Raw genomic sequence first — 20,148 nt, 5'->3', positions numbered from 1 at the left:
GTCACTGGTCTCCCGCAAGTTGAGCGCTCATTTGCTGAGTCGTCAGCGGCTTGACCGAGACTTCCCACCAGGTGTTGAGACCTTCGTCATACGAAGGTTGCACGGCGGGCATGCCGAAGCGGTTCTGATACACCGTCGGCGTGCCTTTGGAGTAGTAGTTGGGAATCATGTAGTAACCCCATTGCAGCACCCGGTCGAGGGCGCGGGCGTAATGCACCATGGCTTCGCGGTTGTTGGCCTGGACCAGCCCGTCAATCAGTTGATCGATTGCCGGATCGGCCAGCACCATCGCGTTCGAGCTGCCGACTTGCGTGGCACTTTGCGAGCCGTACAGGCTGTACAACTCGCGGCCCGGGGAAACGATCGGATCGCCACTGCGCGGGAAAGCGCAGACGATCATGTCGTAATCGCGGGCGTTGAGGCGGTTGATGTATTGCGCTGAATCGATGCGGCGCAGATTGAGCGTGATGCCGATCTGCGCGAGGGTGCGTTTGAACGGCAGCAGCATGCGATCGAAGCCGCCCTGGCCATCGAGAAAGGTGAATTCCAGCGGCTCGCCGGCGGCGTTGACCAGACGATTGTTTTTCGCCGTCCAACCGGCTTCGGCGAGCAGCTTCAAGGCTTGCAGTTGTTTGTCGCGGATGTAGCCGCTGCCATCGGTTTTCGGCGCCTCATAGACCGTGGTGAACACCTCGTCAGGGACCTTGCCGCGCAACGGTTCGAGGATCTTCAATTCCTCGGCATCGGGCAGGGCGCTGGCGGCCATTTCACTCTTGGGCCAGAAGCTGTTCTGACGCACGTAGAAGCCGCGCATCATCTGTTTGTTGGTCCACTCGAAATCCCAGAGCAGGCTGATCGCCCGACGCACGCGGCGATCCTGGAAGAACGGGTTCTGCAGGTTGAACACGAAGCCCTGAGCGGCGGTGGGTTTGTCCGGGGCGAGGATCGACTGCTGCAAGCGGCCGTCACGCAGTGCCGGGCTGTCATAGCCGACCACGTAACCAGAGGAGGAGAACTCACGGTTGTAGTCGAACGCGCCGGCCTGCAACAGCTGGCGGGCGACGTCGGTGTCGCCGTAGAAATTCACCGTCAGGCTGTCGAAGTTGTACATGCCGCGACTGACTGGCAGGTCCTTGCCCCACCAGTCCGGGTCGCGCTGGAAACTGATGCTGCGTCCGGCGTCGACCTTGCTCACCCGGTACGGGCCGCTGCCCAGCGGTGGCTCGAAGCCGCCGCCGTTGGCGAAGTCGCGGGTTTTCCACCAGTGCTCGGGCAGCACGCGCAGCGTCGCCAGATCCAGCGCGAGGGTGCGATTGAGGTTGTTCTTGAAGGTGAAACGGACCTGCCGTGGACTTTCGACCAGCACGTCCTGCACGTCGGCGTATTGCTGGCGGTAACTCAGGCTGCCCTTGGTCATCAGCAGGTTGAAGGTGTAGCGCACGTCTTCGGCGGTGATCGGCGTGCCATCGGCAAAGCGTGCCTTGGGGTTGAGGGTGAAGCGCACCCACAAACCTTCGGGATCGCGCTCGATCTGCTGCGCGACCAGAGCGTAAACCGTGTAGGGCTCGTCCAGCGATCGGAACGCCAGCGGCGCGTAGACCCAATCGTTGACCTGCACCACCGAAATGCCCTGATCGGCATACGGCGTGATGTAGTTGTACTGACCGATCTCCATCGACGCACGGCTGAGCGAACCGCCCTTGGGCGCGTCGGGGTTAACAAAAAAATCGAAATGCTTGAAGCCGGCCGGATACTTCGGCGCCTCGCCGTACACCGTCAGCGCGTGACTGCCAGCGGCCAACGCCGACGCCCCGAAGCACAGCAGCGCACTGCCGAGCAGCAGGCCAGCCATGTTGCGCAAAAAACTCATGAAGTCACCCTTGAAATCCCTGAAGGAACCCGGACCCGATGTGAGGCGAGCTTTTGTGGCGAGGGGATTTATCCCCGATCGGCTGCGCAGCAGTCGCAAGATCAATGCATGCGGTACTTCTGATTCTCCGCGTCGGCAGGTCTTGGGGGCGCTTCGCACCCCATCGGGGATAAATCCCCTCACCACAAAGGCTCGCTCCCACAGGGGGAGATGTGTTCTGTTTCCGGTTAGAAGTGGTAAGTCATGCGCGCAAACAATGTCCGGCCCAGCGGGTCGGTGTAGCGCGGGTCATAGCCGCTCTGGAAGTTGTAGGCCTGGTTGGAGAACGGCGGGTTGCGGTCGAAAACGTTCTTCATCCCGGCATCAACGTCGAGCACTTTGTTGAAGGTGTAACCGGCCGACAGATCCCACACCGAATACGACGCCACCCGCGCGTGCGTCTCGCGGTCGTAATCGTTGTAACCGGTGGTGAAGCGGTTGGTCAGCGCTGCCCGCGCCGCCCCCAGGCTCCAGCTGCCGGTGAGGTTGTGCTTCCAGCGCGCGATCACGCCGTCACCCTGAAAGTCGCCGACCTTGTCGGTGAACGGGCCTTTGATGGTGCTCTGGAAGTCGTACTCGTCGACATAGGTGCCTTGCAGGCCGAGGCCGAACTGACCGTACGGCGTGTTCGGGAAGCGATAGTCGAGCGACACATCGACACCGTTGGTCTCGACGATGCCGAGGTTGGCGTTGCCGGTAACGATGTAGTTGAGCGTGCCGTCGGCGTTGCGCACGAAGCGGTCCGGGTAGGAGCCAGCCTGATCGAACACGGTGGATTCCGGGAACGGCTGGATCTGGTTGGAGATGTGAATCCACCAGAAATCCAGACCCACTGACAGATTGCTGATCGGCTGGTAGACGAAGCCCAACGTCACGTTGCGCGCCTTCTCCGGGGCCAGATCTTCGTTGCCACCGATCTGGTTGAGGAACTGCTGACCGCAATCGCGGCCGCCGTTGCCGCCCGGTTGCACCACGCCGCCGGTACACAGCACCGGATCGTTGTAGTAACCCTGAGTGAACGTGATGCTGCGCGGCGAATACAGCTCGTACAGCGATGGTGCGCGGAAACCTTCGCTGTAGGCACCACGCACCACCAGCTCTTTGATCGGCTGATAACGGAACGAATATTTCGGGTTGGTGGTGCTGCCGAAGTCGCTGTATTTGTCGTGGCGCACAGCGGCGGACAATTCAAGGCTGTCGAGCACCGGCACGTTGAGTTCGGCATAGGCGGCCTTGACGCTGCGGTCGCCCTCGACGCTGCCGGCCGGGTCGATGCCGAGGCTCTGGATGTCGCCGGCGAACGACTCGAAGTCCTGATGGAATTTCTCCTTGCGGTACTCGCCGCCCAGCGCCAGACCGGACGGACCTGCGCCGAACCAGTCGCCGATTTCACGGCTGACGCGACCATCGAACCCGGCGACGCGACCCACGGCTGTGGAGTAGGCGCCGTGGTACGCGGCGGCATCGATGTACTGCTGGCCGGCAGCGGTCTGCGGGCCGAACGGGTTGAGCAAACCGCTGGCCAGGCCGTCAATCATCGCCTGATCGCTGACATAGCCACTGGTGACGCTGGAGACGATTTTGTTCTGGTTGTACGAGGCGCCGACGTTGTAATCCCAGCCGCCAACCAGACCATCGAAGCTCAGCAGAAAGCGTTGGCTGGTGTTCTGGTCTTTCGATTCACGCGGGCCGGCGGCAGTCTCGCGCCAGTTGACGTCCACCGGCTGCGTCGGGTCGAGGGCGAAATCGGTCGGCGCCGGGGTGATGCCGTTGCCGGGGTAGTAGGGCGAGGAAGAATCCAGGCTCAGACCAGTCAGTGGCGCCGGGCCGACGGCGACGGCGTTGTTGTTGCGCGACCAGAAATATTCAAGGTTGGCGTTGTGATCATCGCCGAGCTTGGCAGTGGTCTTGCCGAAGAACGAGGTCTTCTCGGTCTGTGGCACCAGATCGATGTATTCACGGGTGCTGAAGCGGCACAAGCCGTCGCGGGCAATCAGGTTGGGGCCGTTGCAATTGCTGTTGGCCAACGGGTTGGTGGCGTTGCCGTTCTGGCTGTAGTTGCCGGGGAACGCGGTGCCGGAAGTCTGATCGAGACCGCGACCGGGCGCATAGTCGGTGGCGAAGGAGCGGTCGTTGGCGTCGAGGTTCTGCTGCTTGTTGTAGTTGAACACGCCGAGGACGTTGAAGCGGTCTTCTTCCAGATCGCCGTAGCCCCAACTGGCGCTCATGTCCTTGGTCGCGCCGCCACCGCTGTGGGTCGGCGTTTCGCCGCCCAGGGTCAGGGCGCCATCGGTGAGAGATTTTTTGGTGATGAAGTTGATCACACCGCCGATGGCGTCGGTGCCGTACAGGGCCGAGGCGCCGTCGCGCAGCACTTCCACGCGTTCGATGGCGGCAAACGGGATCATGTTCAGATCCACCGCGCCGCCGGCGGAGTTGGTCCCCGACAGGGCGTTATTGGCCAGGCGTCGACCATTGAGCAGCACCAGCGTCTTGTTCGCGCCGATGCCGCGCATGTCGGCAAACGACGCACCGCCCGTTGCCGCGCCGACGGAGCCGGCGCTGTTGTTGATCGACTGACTGCCGGTGATGCGCTGCACCAGTTCGGCGGTGGTGGTCACGCCCTGTTTGCGCAGCTCGTCAGCCTTGAGGATGGTGATCGGCACCGCCGTTTCCGCATCGACCCGGCGAATCGCCGAACCGGTCACTTCGACCCGTTGCAGTTGCGTGGTCGGCGCCGCCACGACAGCGGCTGCCGGCGTGGCATTGTTGTCGTCCTCGGCCGCTTGCACGGTCCCGGCGCCCATCCCCATGGCCACCAGATACAGCGGAACGAAACGGTGGCGAGACATCGTTGCCACCAAAGGTTTGAGCGTGAAGCGTGGAGTGTTCATCAGCATGGTTGTTTCCGATTTTCAGACGTTATCGAATTGGCCTTGTGAGCCGCTCATTGCTCCGCTTCCGGTGATACCGCGCGCGGAAAACCACTTTCTTCAAGCAAGCCGATCCCCTCCGAAGACGCGTGGCGTTTTTTCGGTCGGCCGGGTGCGACGGGATTTCTTTTTTCAGCGGCGCCGGGCGGGTGTTTCAACACCCATCCGGCACCGCACTCAGTGGGTGGTCATCACCGAAATCTTGCTGATGCCAGAGCGCTCGATCGATGCCATGGCCTTGGCCACCTGGCCGTAATTGACGGCGGCATCGGCCTGCAACTGCACGCGCACGTCGGCGTCCTTGGCCTTGACCTCCTTGAGACTGGCCTCGAGGGATTCCGGGGCCAGTTCGGTCTTGGCCAGATAGAACTTGCCGTCCTGATCGACGCTGACCACCACCGGGTCTTTCTTTTCGGCAGGGGCGACGGCGTCGGTTTTCGGCAGGTTGACCTTGATCGCGTTGGTCATTAGCGGCGCGGTGACAATGAACACCACCAGCAGCACGAGCATCACGTCGACCAGCGGCGTGACGTTCATTTCGCTGAGCACTTCATCGCTGTCTTGAGTGGAAAACGACATCAGCTGGCCTCCCGCACGGCGGTGGTGCTTTTGCTGGCAATGGCCTGGCGGCTGATGGAAAAGGCACTGCGCGAGGCGAGGGCGTCGAAGTCGTGGGCAAAGTCGTCCATGTCCGCTGAGGCCAGTTTCAGCCGACGCAGGAAGAAGTTGTAGATCAGCACCGCCGGCACCGCGACGGCGATGCCCACGCCAGTGGCGATCAGCGCGTGGCCGATAGGCCCGGCGACCGCCTCAAGGCTGGCCGAGCCGGTTTCGCCGATGCTTTGCAGGGCTTCCATGATTCCCCACACGGTGCCGAACAAACCAATGAACGGCGCGGTGCTGCCGATACTGGCGAGGATCGCCTGGCCGTTTTCCAGCGAGCGACGTTCCTTCTGGATCTGCTGGCGCAGGTTGCGTTCCAAGCGATCGGAACGGTTGATGGTGTGCGCCAGTTGCTGCGTGGTGCGCGGCGAATCTTCCACCAGCAGGGCTTCGAAACCGCTGCTGGCGATGCGCGCCAGCGAGCCCGGATACTGGCTGGCGTGTTCGGCGGCGGTGAGCAGGTCCGGCGCGCTCCAGAAGGCTTTGGCAAACTGCTTGTTCTGCGCTTTCTGACGCAGGTACTGGGCCGACTTGACCAGCAGGATCGCCCAACTGACCACGGAAAACAGCACCAGACCCCAGAGCACACCGGGGACAATCATCGAAGACAGTGAATCGTTCATGGCTACACCTCGCTTGCGTTAATCAGTAATGAGTCGGTTGCGCCGTCATTGCGGCAATTTGAAATCGATGGTCTGGGTGGCGAAGCCGTCGATCGGCGTGTCACCGCGCTTGGCCGGAATGAACTTCCAGTTCTTCACGGCGGCGACCGCAGCTTCATCCAGTTGCGCCTTGCCGCTGGACTTGGTCACAGTCACCGCACCGGCACGGCCGTTAGCCAGCACCTGAATGCGCAGCACCACGCTGCCTTCCCAGTTGCGGCGCAGCGCCAGCGACGGGTATTCCGGCGGCGGGTTGCCAAGGCTGGCCAGGCCGGAAATCGCCGCCGACTCCTTGACCGGAGCGGGCGCAGCAGGGGGTGCCGGTGGTGCGCTCGGTGTCGTCGGCGCCGCAGGTGCGGCAGGTTGCGCCGGGGCTGGCGGCGCTTTCGGTGGCTCGACTTTCTTCACCGGTTTGGGTTTCTCGACCGGTTTTGGTTTTTCGATTGGCTTGGGCTTCTCCACCGGTTTGGGCGGCGGCTTCACCGCGTCCTCGTCCTCCACCGGCTGCTCGGGTTCCGGCGGCGGTGGAGGCGGGGGCGGCGGTGGTGGTTCCGGTGTCGGTGGGGCCGGAGGCGTCGGGCTGGTCAGCTCGACGGTCATTTCCGGAATTTCCGGCGGCGTCGGCAGTGGCTCCGGCCGCGCCTGATGGAAGAACCACCACGCGCCGCCGTGTATCAGCGCCGACACGGCGATCAGCAAGAGCAACTGTGGTTTGTTCAACCCGCCGGGTCGTGACGTGTTGGCTGTAAACGCCGGCCTGCCCGGGGGCGGCGGGACCGGCGCTTGCCGCAACGGCCCCGGCAGGGTTTTGTGCTTTACCGCATCGTTCATTAAAGCTCCCTCGGGTCAGATGAAGGGCAATAAGGTGCCGTCCGAACATATGGCTGATGTTCGAGTGAGTGGGTGCAACTTTCTTCAAGGTGTACGCGAGCCGATAGTTGGACTATCTGTTTAAACGGCCTCGAACAAACTTAATGGCTTAGTAGCATCTATATCGATTGTTCATTATCCATTCCGTGGCTTGTTGTTGTGCGGAGACGTGAGCTGTCTCAGGTTTGTTACAGTTTGCAACAGGTGTGCCAGATGTTGCTGAAACCGGTTGAGCGCATATCTTCGGCATTGCTCATGTCGCATTTATATAAGTTTCAAGTTCGCCCGCTGTTTATTCGGCGCGAAGTGGTCCTCAAGTCCTCGCAGAAGGGCTTTTTCCAGAGCGAGTCAGAGGGAACGCTGTATCACGCCGATCGGCGGGATAGAGCGGCTGCTCGGTGATCAGGCTTAGCACCTATCGGTGCGTAGCGAATCGATTTGGTGCAGGTCAGTCATTCAGCGGCTCACGGGACAAGTTCCTTATTTTGATTCTGGAGTATTGGTAACTACATCACATTCGGGCGTGCGCTTTTGGTGCAGCTTCAATGACGGGTAGTCATTGTTCGACAATCTTGTTGTTGTGCCTTTATTAATTGCCGTATTTAAAAAATAAATAACACTCGGCGCCCGGCGATCGCTCGATCGCCAGGCACGCAAAGTGTGCATTGGGTTTCAGGTAATAAAGGAGAAGCGCGCCAGGCTGAATAGGTTCGGCTGAACTTGCGGCTGGATTTGCGAGTGAGTCGGGTATGTCGTACGGCGGAGCATTTGAAGATTCACGGAGGAACTCCTTATTGCCAGCTCGGACAGGCGAACTTTTGGTTCGCTGTCGCACCTTACAAGAACGCGGATAGCGTTCGATGAATGCTCTTGGTGCGGGATGGGCACCGCCAGCGCTGATTGGCGAAGGTTGATTTCGCAAGTCGGCAGTGCATGGGAAAAACGTGCCAATCACGACACATTTGCAGAATTTTCTACGTCAGGCCAGCCAGCCATCTACCCTGTGCAAAGGCCTTATCGGGGGAACGGACATGTACCAGCTCTACGGTCACAAGAATTCCGGCGCGGCTGCTATCGAGGCGGCACTGGAGTTGTGCCAGATCGCCTATCGTTTCATTGATACCGAAGCCAGCGCCGAGGCCGACGAGGCGCTGGGCAAACTCAATCCGCTGAAACAGATACCGACCCTGCAACTGCCGGACGGCAGCGCCATGACTGAAAGCGCGGCGATCCTGATTCACCTGGGCCTGACGTTTCCCAAATCCGGCCTGCTGCCGAGCAAGGCTGCCGATCGTGATCAGGCGATTCGCGGTCTCGCCTACATCGTCAGCAATTGCTACGCAGCGGTCGGCATCATCGATTACCCCGAGCGCTGGTTGATCACGCCTGATGAGAGCGCACGGCAAAACCTGATCGCCGGCACCCGCCAGCGCCTGCACTTCAGTTGGGAGGTGTTTGCCGATCAGTTTTCCGGGGAGCTGTATCTGGATGATGAAACGCCCGGCGCACTGGATGTGCTGGCGGCCGTGGTGAGCCGCTGGGCCGGCAGCCGCGAACACCTGCGCCAGACCCGCCCGGGCTTTTATGCGTGGTTGCAAAGGATCGACCGGCACCCGGTGCTGGCACCGGTGTTTGAGCGGCACTGGCCGGCCTGACAGGCGCGATCGTTCCTACGCTCTGCGTGGGAATGCCTCAACGGACGCTCCGCGTTCGGCTTTAGAGGGACGCGGAGCGTCCCAGGCTGCATTCCCACGCAGAGCGTGGGAACGATCATCACTGACCTGGCGCATTCGCGAGCAGGCTCGCTCCCACAAGGGGATCACGGCGGTGGGCTCAGTCGCCGCGAATGTACTGCTCCAGCTGTTTGATCAGCTCGGCCTGTTCGGCAATTGCCTCTTTCACCAGATCGCCGATCGACAGCAAACCGATCAGTTGCCCGTCCTCGACCACCGGCAGGTGGCGCAGGCGTTTGTCCGACATGATGCCCAGGCAGGTGTCGACGGTTTGTCGGGTATCCACGGTGATCACGTCCTTGACCATGATGTCGCGCACTGGCGTGCCCACCGAAGAGCGTCCGTGCAGTACCAGTTTGCGTGCGTAATCGCGCTCGCTGATGATGCCGACCACTTTGTCGTCTTCGACCACCAGCAAGGCGCCGACGTTTTTCTCGGCCATCTTCATCAGCGCTTCGAGCACCATGTGATCGGGTTTGATCTGGTGCACTTCCTGATTTTTCTGATCTTTGAGCTTGAGCAGTTGGGCGACGGTCTTCATGGCGGTTACTCAGGTGTTGTCGTTGTTCATCAAGCATCGTAGACGCAGCCGCGCAGAGCAAGGTGGCAAAGCGGCAGTTAGCGTGCAAAAAACGCCACTTGCCGGAAAAAACTTCTTTGTATCGGTGAATGAAGCATCTGTGGCGAGGGGATTTATCTGTAACAAGGGGGGATTATCTGTGGCAGAGGATTTATCTGTGGCGATGGGATTTATCTGTGGTGATGGGATTTATCTGTGGCGAGGGGATTTATCCCCGCTGGCCTGCGCAGCAGGCCCTTTCATTAAAAGCGGGGCCGCTTCGCGGCCAGCGGGGATAAATCCCCTCGCCACAAATGCTGCGTAGAATGGCGTTCTGATTGAAACGTTGAGGTCGCAGTGGTGGATTTACAGCAGGGCTTCGTCCTGACCCGGCATTGGCGCGATACGCCGGCCGGCACCGAAGTCGAGTTCTGGCTGGCGACCGACGCCGGGCCGCGCCGTGTGCGTCTGGCGCATCAGCCATCGGTGGCGTTTATTCCCGCCGCCCAGCGGGAAGCGGCCGAGCGTCTGCTGCACGATGAAAAGAATGTGGAACTGCGACCGTTGGCGCTGCTGGATTTTCAGCATCGTCCGGTGCTCGGTCTGTATTGCCAGCAGCACGGCCAGTTGATGCGCCTCGAAACCGCGCTCAACCGCGCCGGCGTCGACGTCTTTGAAGCCGACGTGCGCCCGCCGGAACGCTATCTGATGGAGCGCTTCATCACCGCGCCGGTGCTGTTCGGCGGCACGCCTGATGCTGACGGCGTGCTGATCAACGCCCAACTGAAACCCGACCCCATTTACCGGCCGAAACTGCGCTTGGTCTCACTCGACATCGAGACCACCGAAAACGGCGAGCTGTATTCCATCGCGCTGGAAGGCTGTGGCGAGCGCCAGGTGTACATGCTCGGCGCGCCGAATGGCGATGCCAGCATTGTCGATTTCGACCTCGAATACTGCGATTCGCGCACGCTCATTCTCAAGAAGCTCAACGACTGGTTCGCCCGCCACGACCCCGACGCGATCATTGGCTGGAACGTCGTGCAGTTCGATTTGCGCATTCTCCATGAACACGCACGGCGTCTTGGCGTGCCGCTGAAGATCGGTCGTGGCGGCGAGGAAATGCAGTGGCGCGAGCACGGCAGCCGCAATCATTATTTCGCCTCGGCAGCGGGGCGGCTGATCATCGATGGCATCGAGTCGTTGCGTTCGGCGACCTGGAGTTTTCCTTCGTTCAGCCTGGAAAACGTCGCGCAGACCCTGCTCGGCGAAGGCAAGGCGATCAACAACCCATACCAGCGCATGGACGAGATCAACCGCATGTTCGCCGAGGACAAACCGGCGCTGGCCAAGTACAACCTCAAGGACTGCGAACTGGTCACGCGGATCTTCGCCAAGACCGAACTGCTGACGTTTTTGCTTGAACGCGCCAGCGTCACCGGTTTGCCGGCCGACCGCAGCGGCGGTTCGGTCGCCGCGTTCACCCATTTGTACATGCCGTTGATGCATCGCCAGGGCTTCGTTGCACCCAATCTGGGCACCAATCCACCGCAGGCCAGCCCCGGCGGGTTTGTCATGGATTCACGCCCGGGGCTTTACGAATCGGTGTTGGTCCTCGATTACAAAAGCCTTTACCCGTCGATCATCCGCACCTTTCTGATCGACCCGGTGGGCTTGATCGAGGGCCTGCAACACCCGGATGACGCCGACTCGGTGCCGGGCTTCCGTGGCGCCCGTTTCTCGCGCAGCCGCCATTGCCTGCCGTCCATCGTGGCGCGGGTGGCCGAAGGGCGCGAGACCGCCAAACGCGAGCACAACGCGCCGCTGTCCCAGGCGCTGAAAATCATCATGAACGCCTTCTACGGCGTGCTCGGCTCCAGTGGTTGCCGTTTTTTCGATACCCGGCTGGCCTCGTCGATCACTTTGCGCGGCCACGAAATCATGCTGCGCACCCGCCAGTTGATCGAAGAGCAAGGCCACGCGGTGATTTACGGCGACACCGATTCAACCTTCGTCTGGCTGCGCAGTCTGCACGGCCAGGAAGAAGCAGCGCAGATCGGCCATGCGCTGGTCAAGCACGTCAACGATTGGTGGCGCGCGCATGTGCGCGAGGAATACGGGCTGGAAAGCGCGCTGGAATTGCAGTTCGAGATTCACTACAAGCGCTTCCTGATGCCGACCATTCGCGGCGCCGAGGAGGGCAGCAAGAAGCGCTACGCCGGTCTGGTCACCCGCGCCGATGGCAGCGAGGAAATGGTCTACAAGGGCTTGGAAACCGTGCGCACCGACTGGTCGCTGCTGGCCCGGCAATTTCAGCAAGAGCTGTATGAGCGGATTTTTCAGCGCAAGCCGTATCAGGATTACGTGCGCGACTACGTGCGCAAGACGCTCGCTGGCGAGTTCGACGATCGGCTGATCTACCGCAAACGCCTGCGCCGCACCCTCGACGACTACGAACGCAACGTACCGCCGCACGTCCGCGCGGCGCGGCTCGCCGATGACTACAACGCCGAGCAGGGGCGGCCCCGGCAGTATCAGAACGGCGGCTGGATCAGCTACGTCATCACCCTGGCCGGCCCGGAGCCGCTGGAGGTGCGCCGCGCCGCCATCGACTACGACCACTACATCACCCGCCAATTGCAACCGGTAGCGGATGCGATTCTGCCGTTTGTCGACGACGACTTCTCAACCCTGATCGGTGGGCAACTGGGCCTGTTTTGAGTCGAGCAATTGCAGCGTCCATTCATCGAGAATGCCGTGGAAGTAACGCTCCAGCGCCTGGTTGAACAGACTGTCCTCGGCGCTGAACTGGGCGAACAGGGTCATCGAAGAATGAAATTTCAGGTCATCGGGATGGCCGAAAATGTCTGCAATCGAGCGCTGCGGCACATTCAGCACCAGTTGCGTGCAAGTGCGCAGCCGCGCCCCGAGCAGCTCGTCGGCCAGATAGGCCTGGGCTTCCTCGGCTGAACCAATGGCAAAGCGCCGGGCCATCTCGCTGCCGCCCAACCCGGCGAATTGCGGGAAGACGAACCACATCCAGTGGCTGCGCTTGCGGCCCGTTTCGAGTTCACGCTGGACCCGGTCGAACACCGGGTCCTGTGCCTGAACAAAACGTTGCAGGTTGTACGGGTCGTGCAGATCTGTGCTTCTCATGGCGAAGCCCTCACAGTCGGCAGCTCAGACCATGGCCAGTCGCTGCTTGCGTTGTGGCGCCGGAAACACCTTGTCCAGCGCCGCCAGATCCCCGGCGTCCAGTTGCAACTGCGCCGCCTCGGCATTGAGTTGCACATGCTCCGGGCGCACAGCCTTGGGAATCGCAATCACGCCGTCCTGGCGCAGGAGCCACGCCAGTGAAATCTGCGCCGGGGTGGCGTTGTAACGACTGGCAATGTCCTGCAGAACCGGCTCGGCGAGCATCGCGCCGCCCTGGCCGATCGGGCAGTAAGCCATCAACGGCAGGCGCTGATGCTGGCACCACGGGAGCAGATCGAATTCGATGCCGCGCTCCTCGAGGTTGTACAGCACCTGATTGGTGGCGCAGGCCGAGCTGGACAGTTCATCGAGGTCATCGACATCGAAATTCGACACGCCCCAACGGCCGATCTTGCCGTCCTCGCGCAGGCGTTCGAAGGCTTCGACGGTTTCCTCCAGCGGATACTGACCGCGCCAGTGCAGCAGATACAGATCGATGTAGTCGGTGCCGAGCCGACGCAAACTGCGCTCGCAGGCTTGCGGGATGCCCTGGCGGCTGGCGTTGTGCGGGTAGACCTTGCTGACCAGAAAGACTTGATCGCGCAGACCGGCGATGGCTTCGCCGACCACCGTTTCGGCACCGCCCTCGGCGTACATCTCGGCGGTGTCGATCAGGCTCATGCCGAGCTCGATGCCCGCGCGCAGGGCCGCCACTTCACGGCTGTGCGCCGAACGATCCTCGCCCATGCGCCAGGTGCCCTGACCAATCACGGGAACCTGTACGCCGGCCAATTCAAGAGTACGCATCCAAACCTCCTGCCTTAAAGAGTCGATATCTTTAGTGGGCAGCAGAATAGCGTTGGGGTTCAAAAAGCAAAAAAGATCGCAGCGGTCCGCAGCTCCTACAAGATCGTTCCCACGCTCCGCGTGGGAATGCATCAAGGGACGCTCCGCGTTCCAGCTCTGAAAGGGACGCGGAGCGTCCCGGGCTGCATTCCCACGCAGAGCGTGGGAACTATCATGCGGCGTGGGCCTTACTTGGTGGAGAACTTGAGGATCACGCTGTGGGCGTAAGTCTGCCCCGGATCAAGCCGCGTGCTCGGGAAGTCTGGCTGGTTCGGCGAATCCGGGTAGTGCTGGGTCTCGAGGGTGAACGCGCCCCAGTGTGGATAGACCTTGCCGCCCTTGCCCTTGACCGTACCGTCGAGGAAGTTGCTGGTGTAGAACTGCACGCCCGGCTCGCTGGTGAACAGTTGCAGGACCCGTCCGGATTGCGGGTCGCTGACTTCGGTGGCGAGCTTGCTGACATCGCCCTTGGTGTCCAGCGCCCAGTTGAAATCGAAGCCGCCCTGTTTCGGCTCGGCGAACTTCAGCTGCGGATGATCAGCCTTGATGTGCGTGCCGATTGCCGTCGGTTTGCTGAAGTCCATCGGCGTACCGGTGACAGGCGCCAGCTCCCCGGTCGGGATCAGTTTCGCGGTGACCGGCGTGTAATGGCTGGAGTTGATCATGACGACTTGCTTGAGAATATCGCCATTACCGGCGCCGGCCAGGTTGAAGTAGCTATGGTTGGTCAGGTTGAGCACGGTCGGCTTGTCGGTGCTGGCCTTGTAGTCGATGCGCAGCTCGTTGTTGTCGGTCAGGCGATAGGTGACTTCGGTGGTCAGATTGCCCGGGAAGCCCATCTCGCCGTCTGCCGACAGGTAGGTCAGGGTTACGCCCACCGAATCCTTGTCCTTGGTCTCTTTGGCCTTCCAGACTTTCTTGTCGAAACCTTCAGGGCCGCCGTGCAGGGCGTTGGATTTGTCGTTCTGCGGCACTTGATAACGCTTGCCGTCGAGTTCGAAAGCACCTTCGGCCAGGCGATTGCCGAAGCGGCCGATGGTCGCGCCGAAGTACGCGGTGCCTTTCTGATAGCCCTGCACATCGTCAAAGCCCAAGACGACGTCGTCGAACTTGCCGTGCTTGTCGGCGACTTTCAGCGCTTGCAGGGTTGCGCCGTAGGTGATGACGGTGGCCTGCATGCCGTGGCTGTTGCGCAGGATGTACTGTTCGACAGGCGTGCCGTCATTGGTTTTGCCGAAGGCTTTGTGTTCGGCAGTCAGGCCCGCCGCGTTGGCGGAAAGGGTAGCGATCATCAGGGACAGTCCGAGGCCGGAGAGCAGGTGACGGGATTGAAGCATGGTTGACCTTCCTTTTTGTTGTTGTTTTCGTATTGACCGTAGGAGCTGCCGAAGGCTGCGATCTTTTGATCTTCATCTTGATCTTGATCTTGATTTTTAGAAACAAGATCAAAAGATCGCAGCCTTCGGCAGCTCCTACATGTCACTAGTCATGCTATTTGAGTCGAGAGAGAAGATTTATAGCGGATTTACCGCTGTTGGCAAATATAAAGTCCGACTAATTAATATGGCGAAAAGCGCCGAAGGTCGGCTAACCGCCCGGGCACTGCACTTTTTCGCAATCGGCGGCTCTATGCATGGCCAGGATGCGGTGACTCCCGCCGCACAGGAATGTGCCTGTCCGAGACTTCATGCCGAGTGTTTTTGCCCTGATCACCGCCGCTCACCGCCGCCCGTGCCTGCTGCTGGCCTGCCTGTTGTCGCTGTTGCTCAGCGGCTGCAGCCACCAGAACGGCAATGGATTTTTCAATCAGATACGTGAAGGGCAGCCGCAGGAATTTCTGCAGACCAGCGTCGACCGCATGGCCACCCTGGCGATGCGCGACAACCTCGACAGCCTCTATCGATTGATGGGCAAGCTTTACCTGCGCAACCCGGAAGAACTGCGCAAATCCGGTTTCCTCACCGTCAACGCCGCCGTGAAACAGGTGCGTCTCGCTGTCGAGCAACAGCAGCCGTTGCCCGTGCTGGGCGGGCGCAAGGACCTGGCGGCGCTGAGCTATGCGATGAGTCCGGAATTCCTCGGCGACCGCGTCGGCGCGTTCATCTATGCGATCGGCAGCATGCTGGTTACCGCCCACGGCAATCGCACCGAGTTTTACATGACCGACGCGATCAACCCGACGTTCGTGCACAACGCCGCGCGTAACATCGAAAAAGCCATGTGGATTTTGTCGCAACGGCAGAACAAGGAAGGCCAGCCGTTGCTGTTCTCCAACGAAATCTCGGAGGAGGGCAGCAACCTCAGCTTCGCCACCGAATTCAGCAAAATCGTCGCGCGCCTGGATCTGCTCACGCAGATGCTCGATGAGCGCTATCGCAGGATCGGCCTGAATTACGCGCAGAGTCTGTTGTTTCTGAATTTCCTCCCGGTGCAGTGAGCACGGCAGGTTTTCTGTAGCGCAAAGATCCACTGTGGGAGCGAGCCTGCTCGCGAATGCGTTGCGTCATTCAACTCATCGGTCGGCTGACACCCCCTTCGCGAGCAGGCTCGCTCCCACAGGGATCTGCGGTAAATTCGATATGGCATAACCATAGACCGCATCGATATATGTGGTTATAAGAAAAATCGCTATGCTGCGGGCCAGATTTTCCTGTCGTTTTCTGGACGTTTGAATGGAATTGGCAAATTTCGGCCTGGTGATTGCCGGGCTGGTGGTGGGGTTTATCGTCGGCATGACCGGTGTGGGCGGCGGTTCGTTGATGACGCCGATCCTGCTGTGGTTCGGCATCAACCCGGCGACGGCGGTGGGTACGGACCTGCTGTACGCCGCGATCACCAAATCCAGCGGCGTCCTCGTTCACAAGAAGAACAAGAACATCGACTGGGCGATCACCGGCTGGCTGACCCTCGGCAGCGTGCCGGCCGTGGCCATGACCCTGTGGTTCCTCAGCACCCTGCACACCGCGCCGGACGCGATGAACGCCATTATCAAGCAGGCGCTCGGCTTCGTCCTCTTCGCCACGGCGCTGGCGATTTTCTTCAAAAAACGCTTGCTCGAATTCGCCCACAAACGCGCCGGCGGCAACTACAACCCGAGCGGTTCGCGGCTTAACGTGATGACGGTGATCACCGGTCTGATCCTCGGCACCATGGTCGCCCTGACCTCGATTGGCGCCGGCGCACTGGGCACCGTCGCCTTGTTCATCCTCTACCCACTGCTGCCAACCCGGCGCCTGGTTGGCACCGAAATCGCCCACGCCGTTCCACTGACCCTCGTCGCCGGCCTCGGCCACGCAAGCATGGGCAACATGGATTGGGGCGTGCTGGGCTTCCTGCTGATGGGCTCGCTGCCCGGCATCTGGCTCGGCAGCCACCTGACCGGACGTATCTCCGACGAAGTCCTGCGCCCGTGCCTGGCGACGATGCTGGTGTTGATTGGTTACAAGTTGGCGTTCTGACTCAGCCTGGAGAAAACACTTCCTGTGCAGCGGCCGTAGGGAGGTGCCGATGATCGCTTACGTCATGTTGCGCAAAGTTCTCCCTGACCTAAGCTTCTGACAGGGCAATGCCTTTTTGCCAGACGCCGCCGGAACAATCGCCACGATGCGCAATCAGTAGTGCGTGGATATCAAAAGGAGATGCGCATGCTCATCAGGTCCCTGACCCTGACCCTCTTGCTGGCAATCGCCGGCCCCTTGTTCGCCGCCGACAGCGATTCACCCCTGGCCGGGGACGTGGGCCGCGCCCGTCCGCTGATCGTGATTGCGCAAAGCACCGTTGATCCGGTGTGGCTGAGCCTGAAAAAGTCACTGGAAGACCCGGCCAACAAAAAGGGCGTCACCGACCGCAACATCAAGGTCTACACCATCCTCAGCATGTCCGGCCAGCTCGACGGCAAGGACATGGGCCAGCAGGACACCATGGCCCTGCTGCGCTCGCTGAAGCTCGGCGCCGGGGCATATCCGAAAGTGTTCCTGGTGGGCAAGGACGGCGAAACCAAGCTCTCCGCCTCGGGTGATGAAGCCAAGGCATTGAGCCTGGCAAAAATCTTCGAAACCATCGACGCCATGCCCATGGCCGAAAAAGAAGCCGCCGCTGCGGCCGCCGCCGCACAAACACCTGCCGCCACCGAGCCGGAACCGGCCAAAGGCGCTAAGGGCAGCAAACCGGCCAAACCGAGCAAACCGCCGCAGATGCCGGATGATTGATTGCGCGTTGCGTGAGTGAAGCAAAATCCCTGTGGGAGCTGGCAAACCAGCTCCCACATTTTTTTGTGAAGTGCACAGTTCAAATGTGGCAGCGAGCCTGCTCGCGATAGCGGTTTTTCAGGCGCTGAAAGGTGACTGATCGAGCGCATTCGCGAGCAGGCTCGCTCCCACAAGTCATCTGCTGATCGAAAGTCGTTGCAGCATGTGCCTGCCGAAATGTCTGACACAAATCGCCTTCAATCTCTGTGGATTTTTCCTGCAAGACGCGGCGGCCGTGGTGAACTGGTGCGTTGTGACGCAGGGGGATAACCTCTTTTGGCCGCTGAAAAACACAGTGGTCGGATGTGGAAGTCCGGTGATTCCCGAGCGCGCATTGCGCCTGTAGACACATGTTGGTGGTTTTTATGCCAACATTGTTTGCTTATGGCAGCTATGCGCAGGAGCACTCTCGAGTGCACCGGGTTCCTCGGGCTTCCCCGGACTTCCACACCTGCGCAAAGCTGCCACCCTCTCGTGGAAGTGAGTTCGGCAGTTTTTTCTTTAAATGTCCCGAGGATTTATTAATGAAAAAACACACTCCAAATCCCCCCGAATCCCCCATGGATTCAAGCTCCTTCGACTCCAATAATCCGCGTTTGCGCCACCCCGGCCAACCCGATCCCATCAGCCACGTCTTCACCATTCTCCCCGACATCGACACGGCGACACTGCTGAGCCATGCCTGCGAAACCCTTGCCTCACTGAACGTACTGACCACCGACCTTGCCTGTGAATTGAGCGGTGCGCAGCGCAGCCTGACGTTGTCGATCCAGCAGTTGGCGGTAGTCGGTGAACTGCTGGTCAACCGCGCGCTGGACAATCTCGATTCACCCGCAACGGCGACTCAACATTGAACAGGGAGGTTCTATCATGGCGCGCTACATACCGATCACCGGGATTGACTGCAAAATTCCCTGTGTGCTGATCGACAGCGAAGCCCCCATCGACGTGTTGCACGGCACCGCGGCTTACCGCTTGCGCTGTGTGACGCAGCTGATGGAGAGCCTTTCGCTGGACGAGGGCAAGGGACACGATGCATTGCTGTTGCAGGATTTCGCCCGGGTGCTGGCGATTCCGTTGCGCGATAGCTGTGACTTGATGGATGTCATTGGCTGGCGCTTGCAGGCGCAGCTTTAAGCGCTGAAACAAAAAGATCGCAGCCTGCGGCAGCTCCACCATCAACCGAGTGAAAACCCGATCCTGTAGGAGCCGCCGCAGGCTGCGATCTTTTGCTCTTAATCCGCCAACGCCGCGAAAACCGTGTGCGCAATCTTCACCCGTTCGGCATTCGGGTAATTCTTGTTGGCAAGAATCACGATGCCCATGTCCCGCGACGGCACGAACGCCACATACGCGCCAAAGCCCCGCGTAGATCCGCTTTTGTTGAACAGCACATTGGCCGGTTCAGCTTGCGGCGGGGTCAGCCACTCGACTTTGTGAGGTTCCATGGCCATGGGGGTCGAGTTGCCGTTTTGCAGTTTTTCCAGGGTGATCGGGTAGGCGTAGCGCTCCCAGCCCAGGCCTTGGGTCATGTCGCCGACGCGGTAATAACCGATGTGGGTGTTGGCGATGGCTTGGTGCAGATCAGGCGCAAGGCTGGCCGGTTTCAGTTGTGCCTGGACGTAACGCAGCAGGTCGGCGGCGCTGGTTTTGATGCCGTAGGCCTCGGCGTCAAGGGCGCCGGGGCTGACGCGCACTGGTTGGTCGGCGCTGTCGTAGCCTTGGGCGTAAAGCTTCGACTGCGCTGGCGGCACGCTGAGGAAGGTGTGCTGCAAACCGAGTTTCGGCAGCAGGGTTTGCGTCATTGCCTGCTCGAACGGCTGGCCGAGGCTTTTCGCCGTCAGGTAGCCGAACAGGCCCAGGCTCGGGTTGGAATACAGGCGATGGCTGCCGGCGGGAAATTGCGGTTTCCACTGTTGGTAATAGCCGAGCATCTTGTCGGAAGAATCCGCCTCAGCAGGAAATTGCAGCGGCAGACCGCCAGCACTGTAGGTGCCCAGTTGCAGCACGCTGATGTTGTTGAAGGCGCTGCCCTTGAGCTCCGGCCAGAGTTGGCTGGCCTTGCTCGACAGGTCAAGTTTGCCGGTGGCCTGGGCGTAACCGGCGAGGGTGGCGGTGAAGGTTTTGCTCACCGAGCCGACTTCGAACAGGGTGTTTTCACTGACTTTTTGCCCGGTGTCTTTGGCAGCGACTCCGTAATTAAAGTAATGCGCCTGGCCATTCAGCGTGATCGCTACGGTCAGCCCCGGGATGTTGTTTTGCTGCATCACCGGGGTGACGGCTTGGCTGACCAGTGCCTGCAATTGCGCATCGGTCGGCGTTGCGGCATGACAGGCAACGCTGCCGAAGAACAGTGCGAAAGCGCTGTGGGAAAAGACCTTGCTCGGGTTGAAGGAACACATGAGTGAATCACTCTCCATGAGTGTCGTTTGTTGTATCCCGCTACACTGCGGGTGATTTTTTCATCGGGCGGCTGATCAGCGCGGTTAATTTAGGCACTTTGCCGACCTTCGACAAACGATGAAAACTCG

The 20,148-nt window shown here is 60.5% G+C and carries 18 protein-coding genes; 8 read left to right on the top strand and 10 right to left on the bottom strand.

What is annotated here, in order from left to right:
* Nucleotide 1 precedes the first annotated feature (1 nt).
* The 5 genes from FEE99_RS22040 to FEE99_RS22020 all read right to left on the bottom strand — a co-directional run bounded on the left by FEE99_RS22040 (nt 2) and on the right by FEE99_RS22020 (nt 6,998).
* Complete coding sequence (locus FEE99_RS22040) at nt 2–1,870, bottom strand: extracellular solute-binding protein (RefSeq protein WP_041477204.1); 1,869 nt, start codon at nt 1,868–1,870, stop codon at nt 2–4.
* 227 nt (nt 1,871–2,097) lie between these two features.
* Nucleotides 2,098–4,809 (bottom strand): TonB-dependent receptor, encoded by a 2,712-nt coding sequence (locus tag FEE99_RS22035; RefSeq protein WP_041477203.1) that lies wholly within the window; start codon nt 4,807–4,809, stop codon nt 2,098–2,100.
* 210 nt (nt 4,810–5,019) lie between these two features.
* Nucleotides 5,020–5,421 (bottom strand): ExbD/TolR family protein, encoded by a 402-nt coding sequence (locus FEE99_RS22030; RefSeq protein ID WP_041477201.1) that lies wholly within the window; start codon nt 5,419–5,421, stop codon nt 5,020–5,022.
* The gene (locus FEE99_RS22025; protein WP_041477200.1) at nt 5,421–6,128 is read right to left on the bottom strand and encodes a MotA/TolQ/ExbB proton channel family protein; all 708 of its coding nucleotides are present in this window, start codon (nt 6,126–6,128) and stop codon (nt 5,421–5,423) included. The genes FEE99_RS22030 and FEE99_RS22025 overlap by 1 nt, the downstream gene beginning before the upstream one ends.
* 45 nt (nt 6,129–6,173) lie before the next feature.
* A complete protein-coding gene (locus tag FEE99_RS22020; RefSeq protein WP_041477198.1) occupies nt 6,174–6,998 on the bottom strand; it encodes a TonB family protein in 825 nt (274 codons plus the stop codon).
* 1,070 nt (nt 6,999–8,068) lie between these two features.
* Here FEE99_RS22020 and FEE99_RS22015 point away from each other — a divergent pair.
* Nucleotides 8,069–8,692, top strand: coding sequence for a glutathione S-transferase N-terminal domain-containing protein (locus tag FEE99_RS22015; protein WP_041477196.1), 624 nt, complete (start codon nt 8,069–8,071; stop codon nt 8,690–8,692).
* Between the two features lie 178 nt (nt 8,693–8,870).
* Here the strand turns inward: FEE99_RS22015 and FEE99_RS22010 are convergent, their stop codons facing one another.
* A complete protein-coding gene (locus FEE99_RS22010) occupies nt 8,871–9,311 on the bottom strand; it encodes a CBS domain-containing protein (protein WP_041477195.1) in 441 nt (146 codons plus the stop codon).
* Nucleotides 9,312–9,333: 22 nt separating this feature from the next.
* Here FEE99_RS22010 and FEE99_RS22005 point away from each other — a divergent pair, with 22 nt between their 5' ends.
* Together FEE99_RS22005 and FEE99_RS22000 are read left to right on the top strand one after the other, a co-directional pair.
* Complete coding sequence (locus FEE99_RS22005) at nt 9,334–9,654, top strand: hypothetical protein (protein ID WP_143979099.1); 321 nt, start codon at nt 9,334–9,336, stop codon at nt 9,652–9,654.
* 35 nt (nt 9,655–9,689) lie between these two features.
* Complete coding sequence (locus FEE99_RS22000; protein WP_167351303.1) at nt 9,690–12,050, top strand: DNA polymerase II; 2,361 nt, start codon at nt 9,690–9,692, stop codon at nt 12,048–12,050.
* Here the strand turns inward: FEE99_RS22000 and FEE99_RS21995 are convergent.
* From FEE99_RS21995 to FEE99_RS21985, 3 genes are all read right to left on the bottom strand, one after another.
* Entirely contained in the window at nt 12,015–12,485 is a 471-nt protein-coding gene (locus tag FEE99_RS21995; RefSeq protein WP_041477192.1) for a DUF1810 domain-containing protein, read from the bottom strand. The two genes, FEE99_RS22000 and FEE99_RS21995, sit on opposite strands and share 36 nt — an antisense overlap.
* Nucleotides 12,486–12,509: 24 nt before the next feature.
* Nucleotides 12,510–13,331 (bottom strand): aldo/keto reductase, encoded by an 822-nt coding sequence (locus FEE99_RS21990; protein ID WP_041477191.1) that lies wholly within the window; start codon nt 13,329–13,331, stop codon nt 12,510–12,512.
* A gap of 227 nt (nt 13,332–13,558) precedes the next feature.
* Nucleotides 13,559–14,707 carry an aldose epimerase family protein gene (locus FEE99_RS21985; protein WP_041477190.1) on the bottom strand — a complete coding sequence of 383 codons (1,149 nt, stop codon included), beginning with the start codon at nt 14,705–14,707 and terminating at the stop codon, nt 13,559–13,561.
* A gap of 350 nt (nt 14,708–15,057) precedes the next feature.
* On the opposite strand from FEE99_RS21985, the gene FEE99_RS21980 reads away from it, so the two are divergent.
* From FEE99_RS21980 to FEE99_RS21960, 5 genes are all read left to right on the top strand, one after another.
* On the top strand, nt 15,058–15,807 hold the full coding sequence (locus FEE99_RS21980) for a hypothetical protein (RefSeq protein ID WP_016775367.1): 750 nt from the start codon (nt 15,058–15,060) through the stop codon (nt 15,805–15,807).
* A 235-nt stretch (nt 15,808–16,042) separates the two neighbouring features.
* Nucleotides 16,043–16,828 (top strand): sulfite exporter TauE/SafE family protein, encoded by a 786-nt coding sequence (locus tag FEE99_RS21975; RefSeq protein WP_041477188.1) that lies wholly within the window; start codon nt 16,043–16,045, stop codon nt 16,826–16,828.
* Nucleotides 16,829–17,014: 186 nt separating this feature from the next.
* The gene (locus FEE99_RS21970; RefSeq protein ID WP_016775365.1) at nt 17,015–17,578 is read left to right on the top strand and encodes a DUF4174 domain-containing protein; all 564 of its coding nucleotides are present in this window, start codon (nt 17,015–17,017) and stop codon (nt 17,576–17,578) included.
* Nucleotides 17,579–18,141: 563 nt separating this feature from the next.
* On the top strand, nt 18,142–18,471 hold the full coding sequence (locus tag FEE99_RS21965; protein WP_039763404.1) for a DUF6124 family protein: 330 nt from the start codon (nt 18,142–18,144) through the stop codon (nt 18,469–18,471).
* Nucleotides 18,472–18,487: 16 nt separating this feature from the next.
* Nucleotides 18,488–18,754, top strand: a complete 267-nt coding sequence (locus FEE99_RS21960; RefSeq protein ID WP_016775363.1) for a hypothetical protein — start codon at nt 18,488–18,490, stop codon at nt 18,752–18,754.
* A 98-nt stretch (nt 18,755–18,852) separates the two neighbouring features.
* On the opposite strand, the gene ampC is transcribed toward FEE99_RS21960, so the two are convergent.
* On the bottom strand, nt 18,853–20,019 hold the full coding sequence (gene ampC, locus FEE99_RS21955) for a class C beta-lactamase (RefSeq protein ID WP_041477186.1): 1,167 nt from the start codon (nt 20,017–20,019) through the stop codon (nt 18,853–18,855).
* Nucleotides 20,020–20,148 lie beyond the last annotated feature (129 nt).

The sequence above is a fragment of the Pseudomonas sp. ef1 genome (assembly GCF_007293365.2).
Lineage (GTDB): Bacteria > Pseudomonadota > Gammaproteobacteria > Pseudomonadales > Pseudomonadaceae > Aquipseudomonas > Aquipseudomonas siliginis.
The sequence above is the reverse complement of the archived record's forward strand: the minus strand, read 5'-3'. Positions and strand labels throughout refer to the sequence as shown.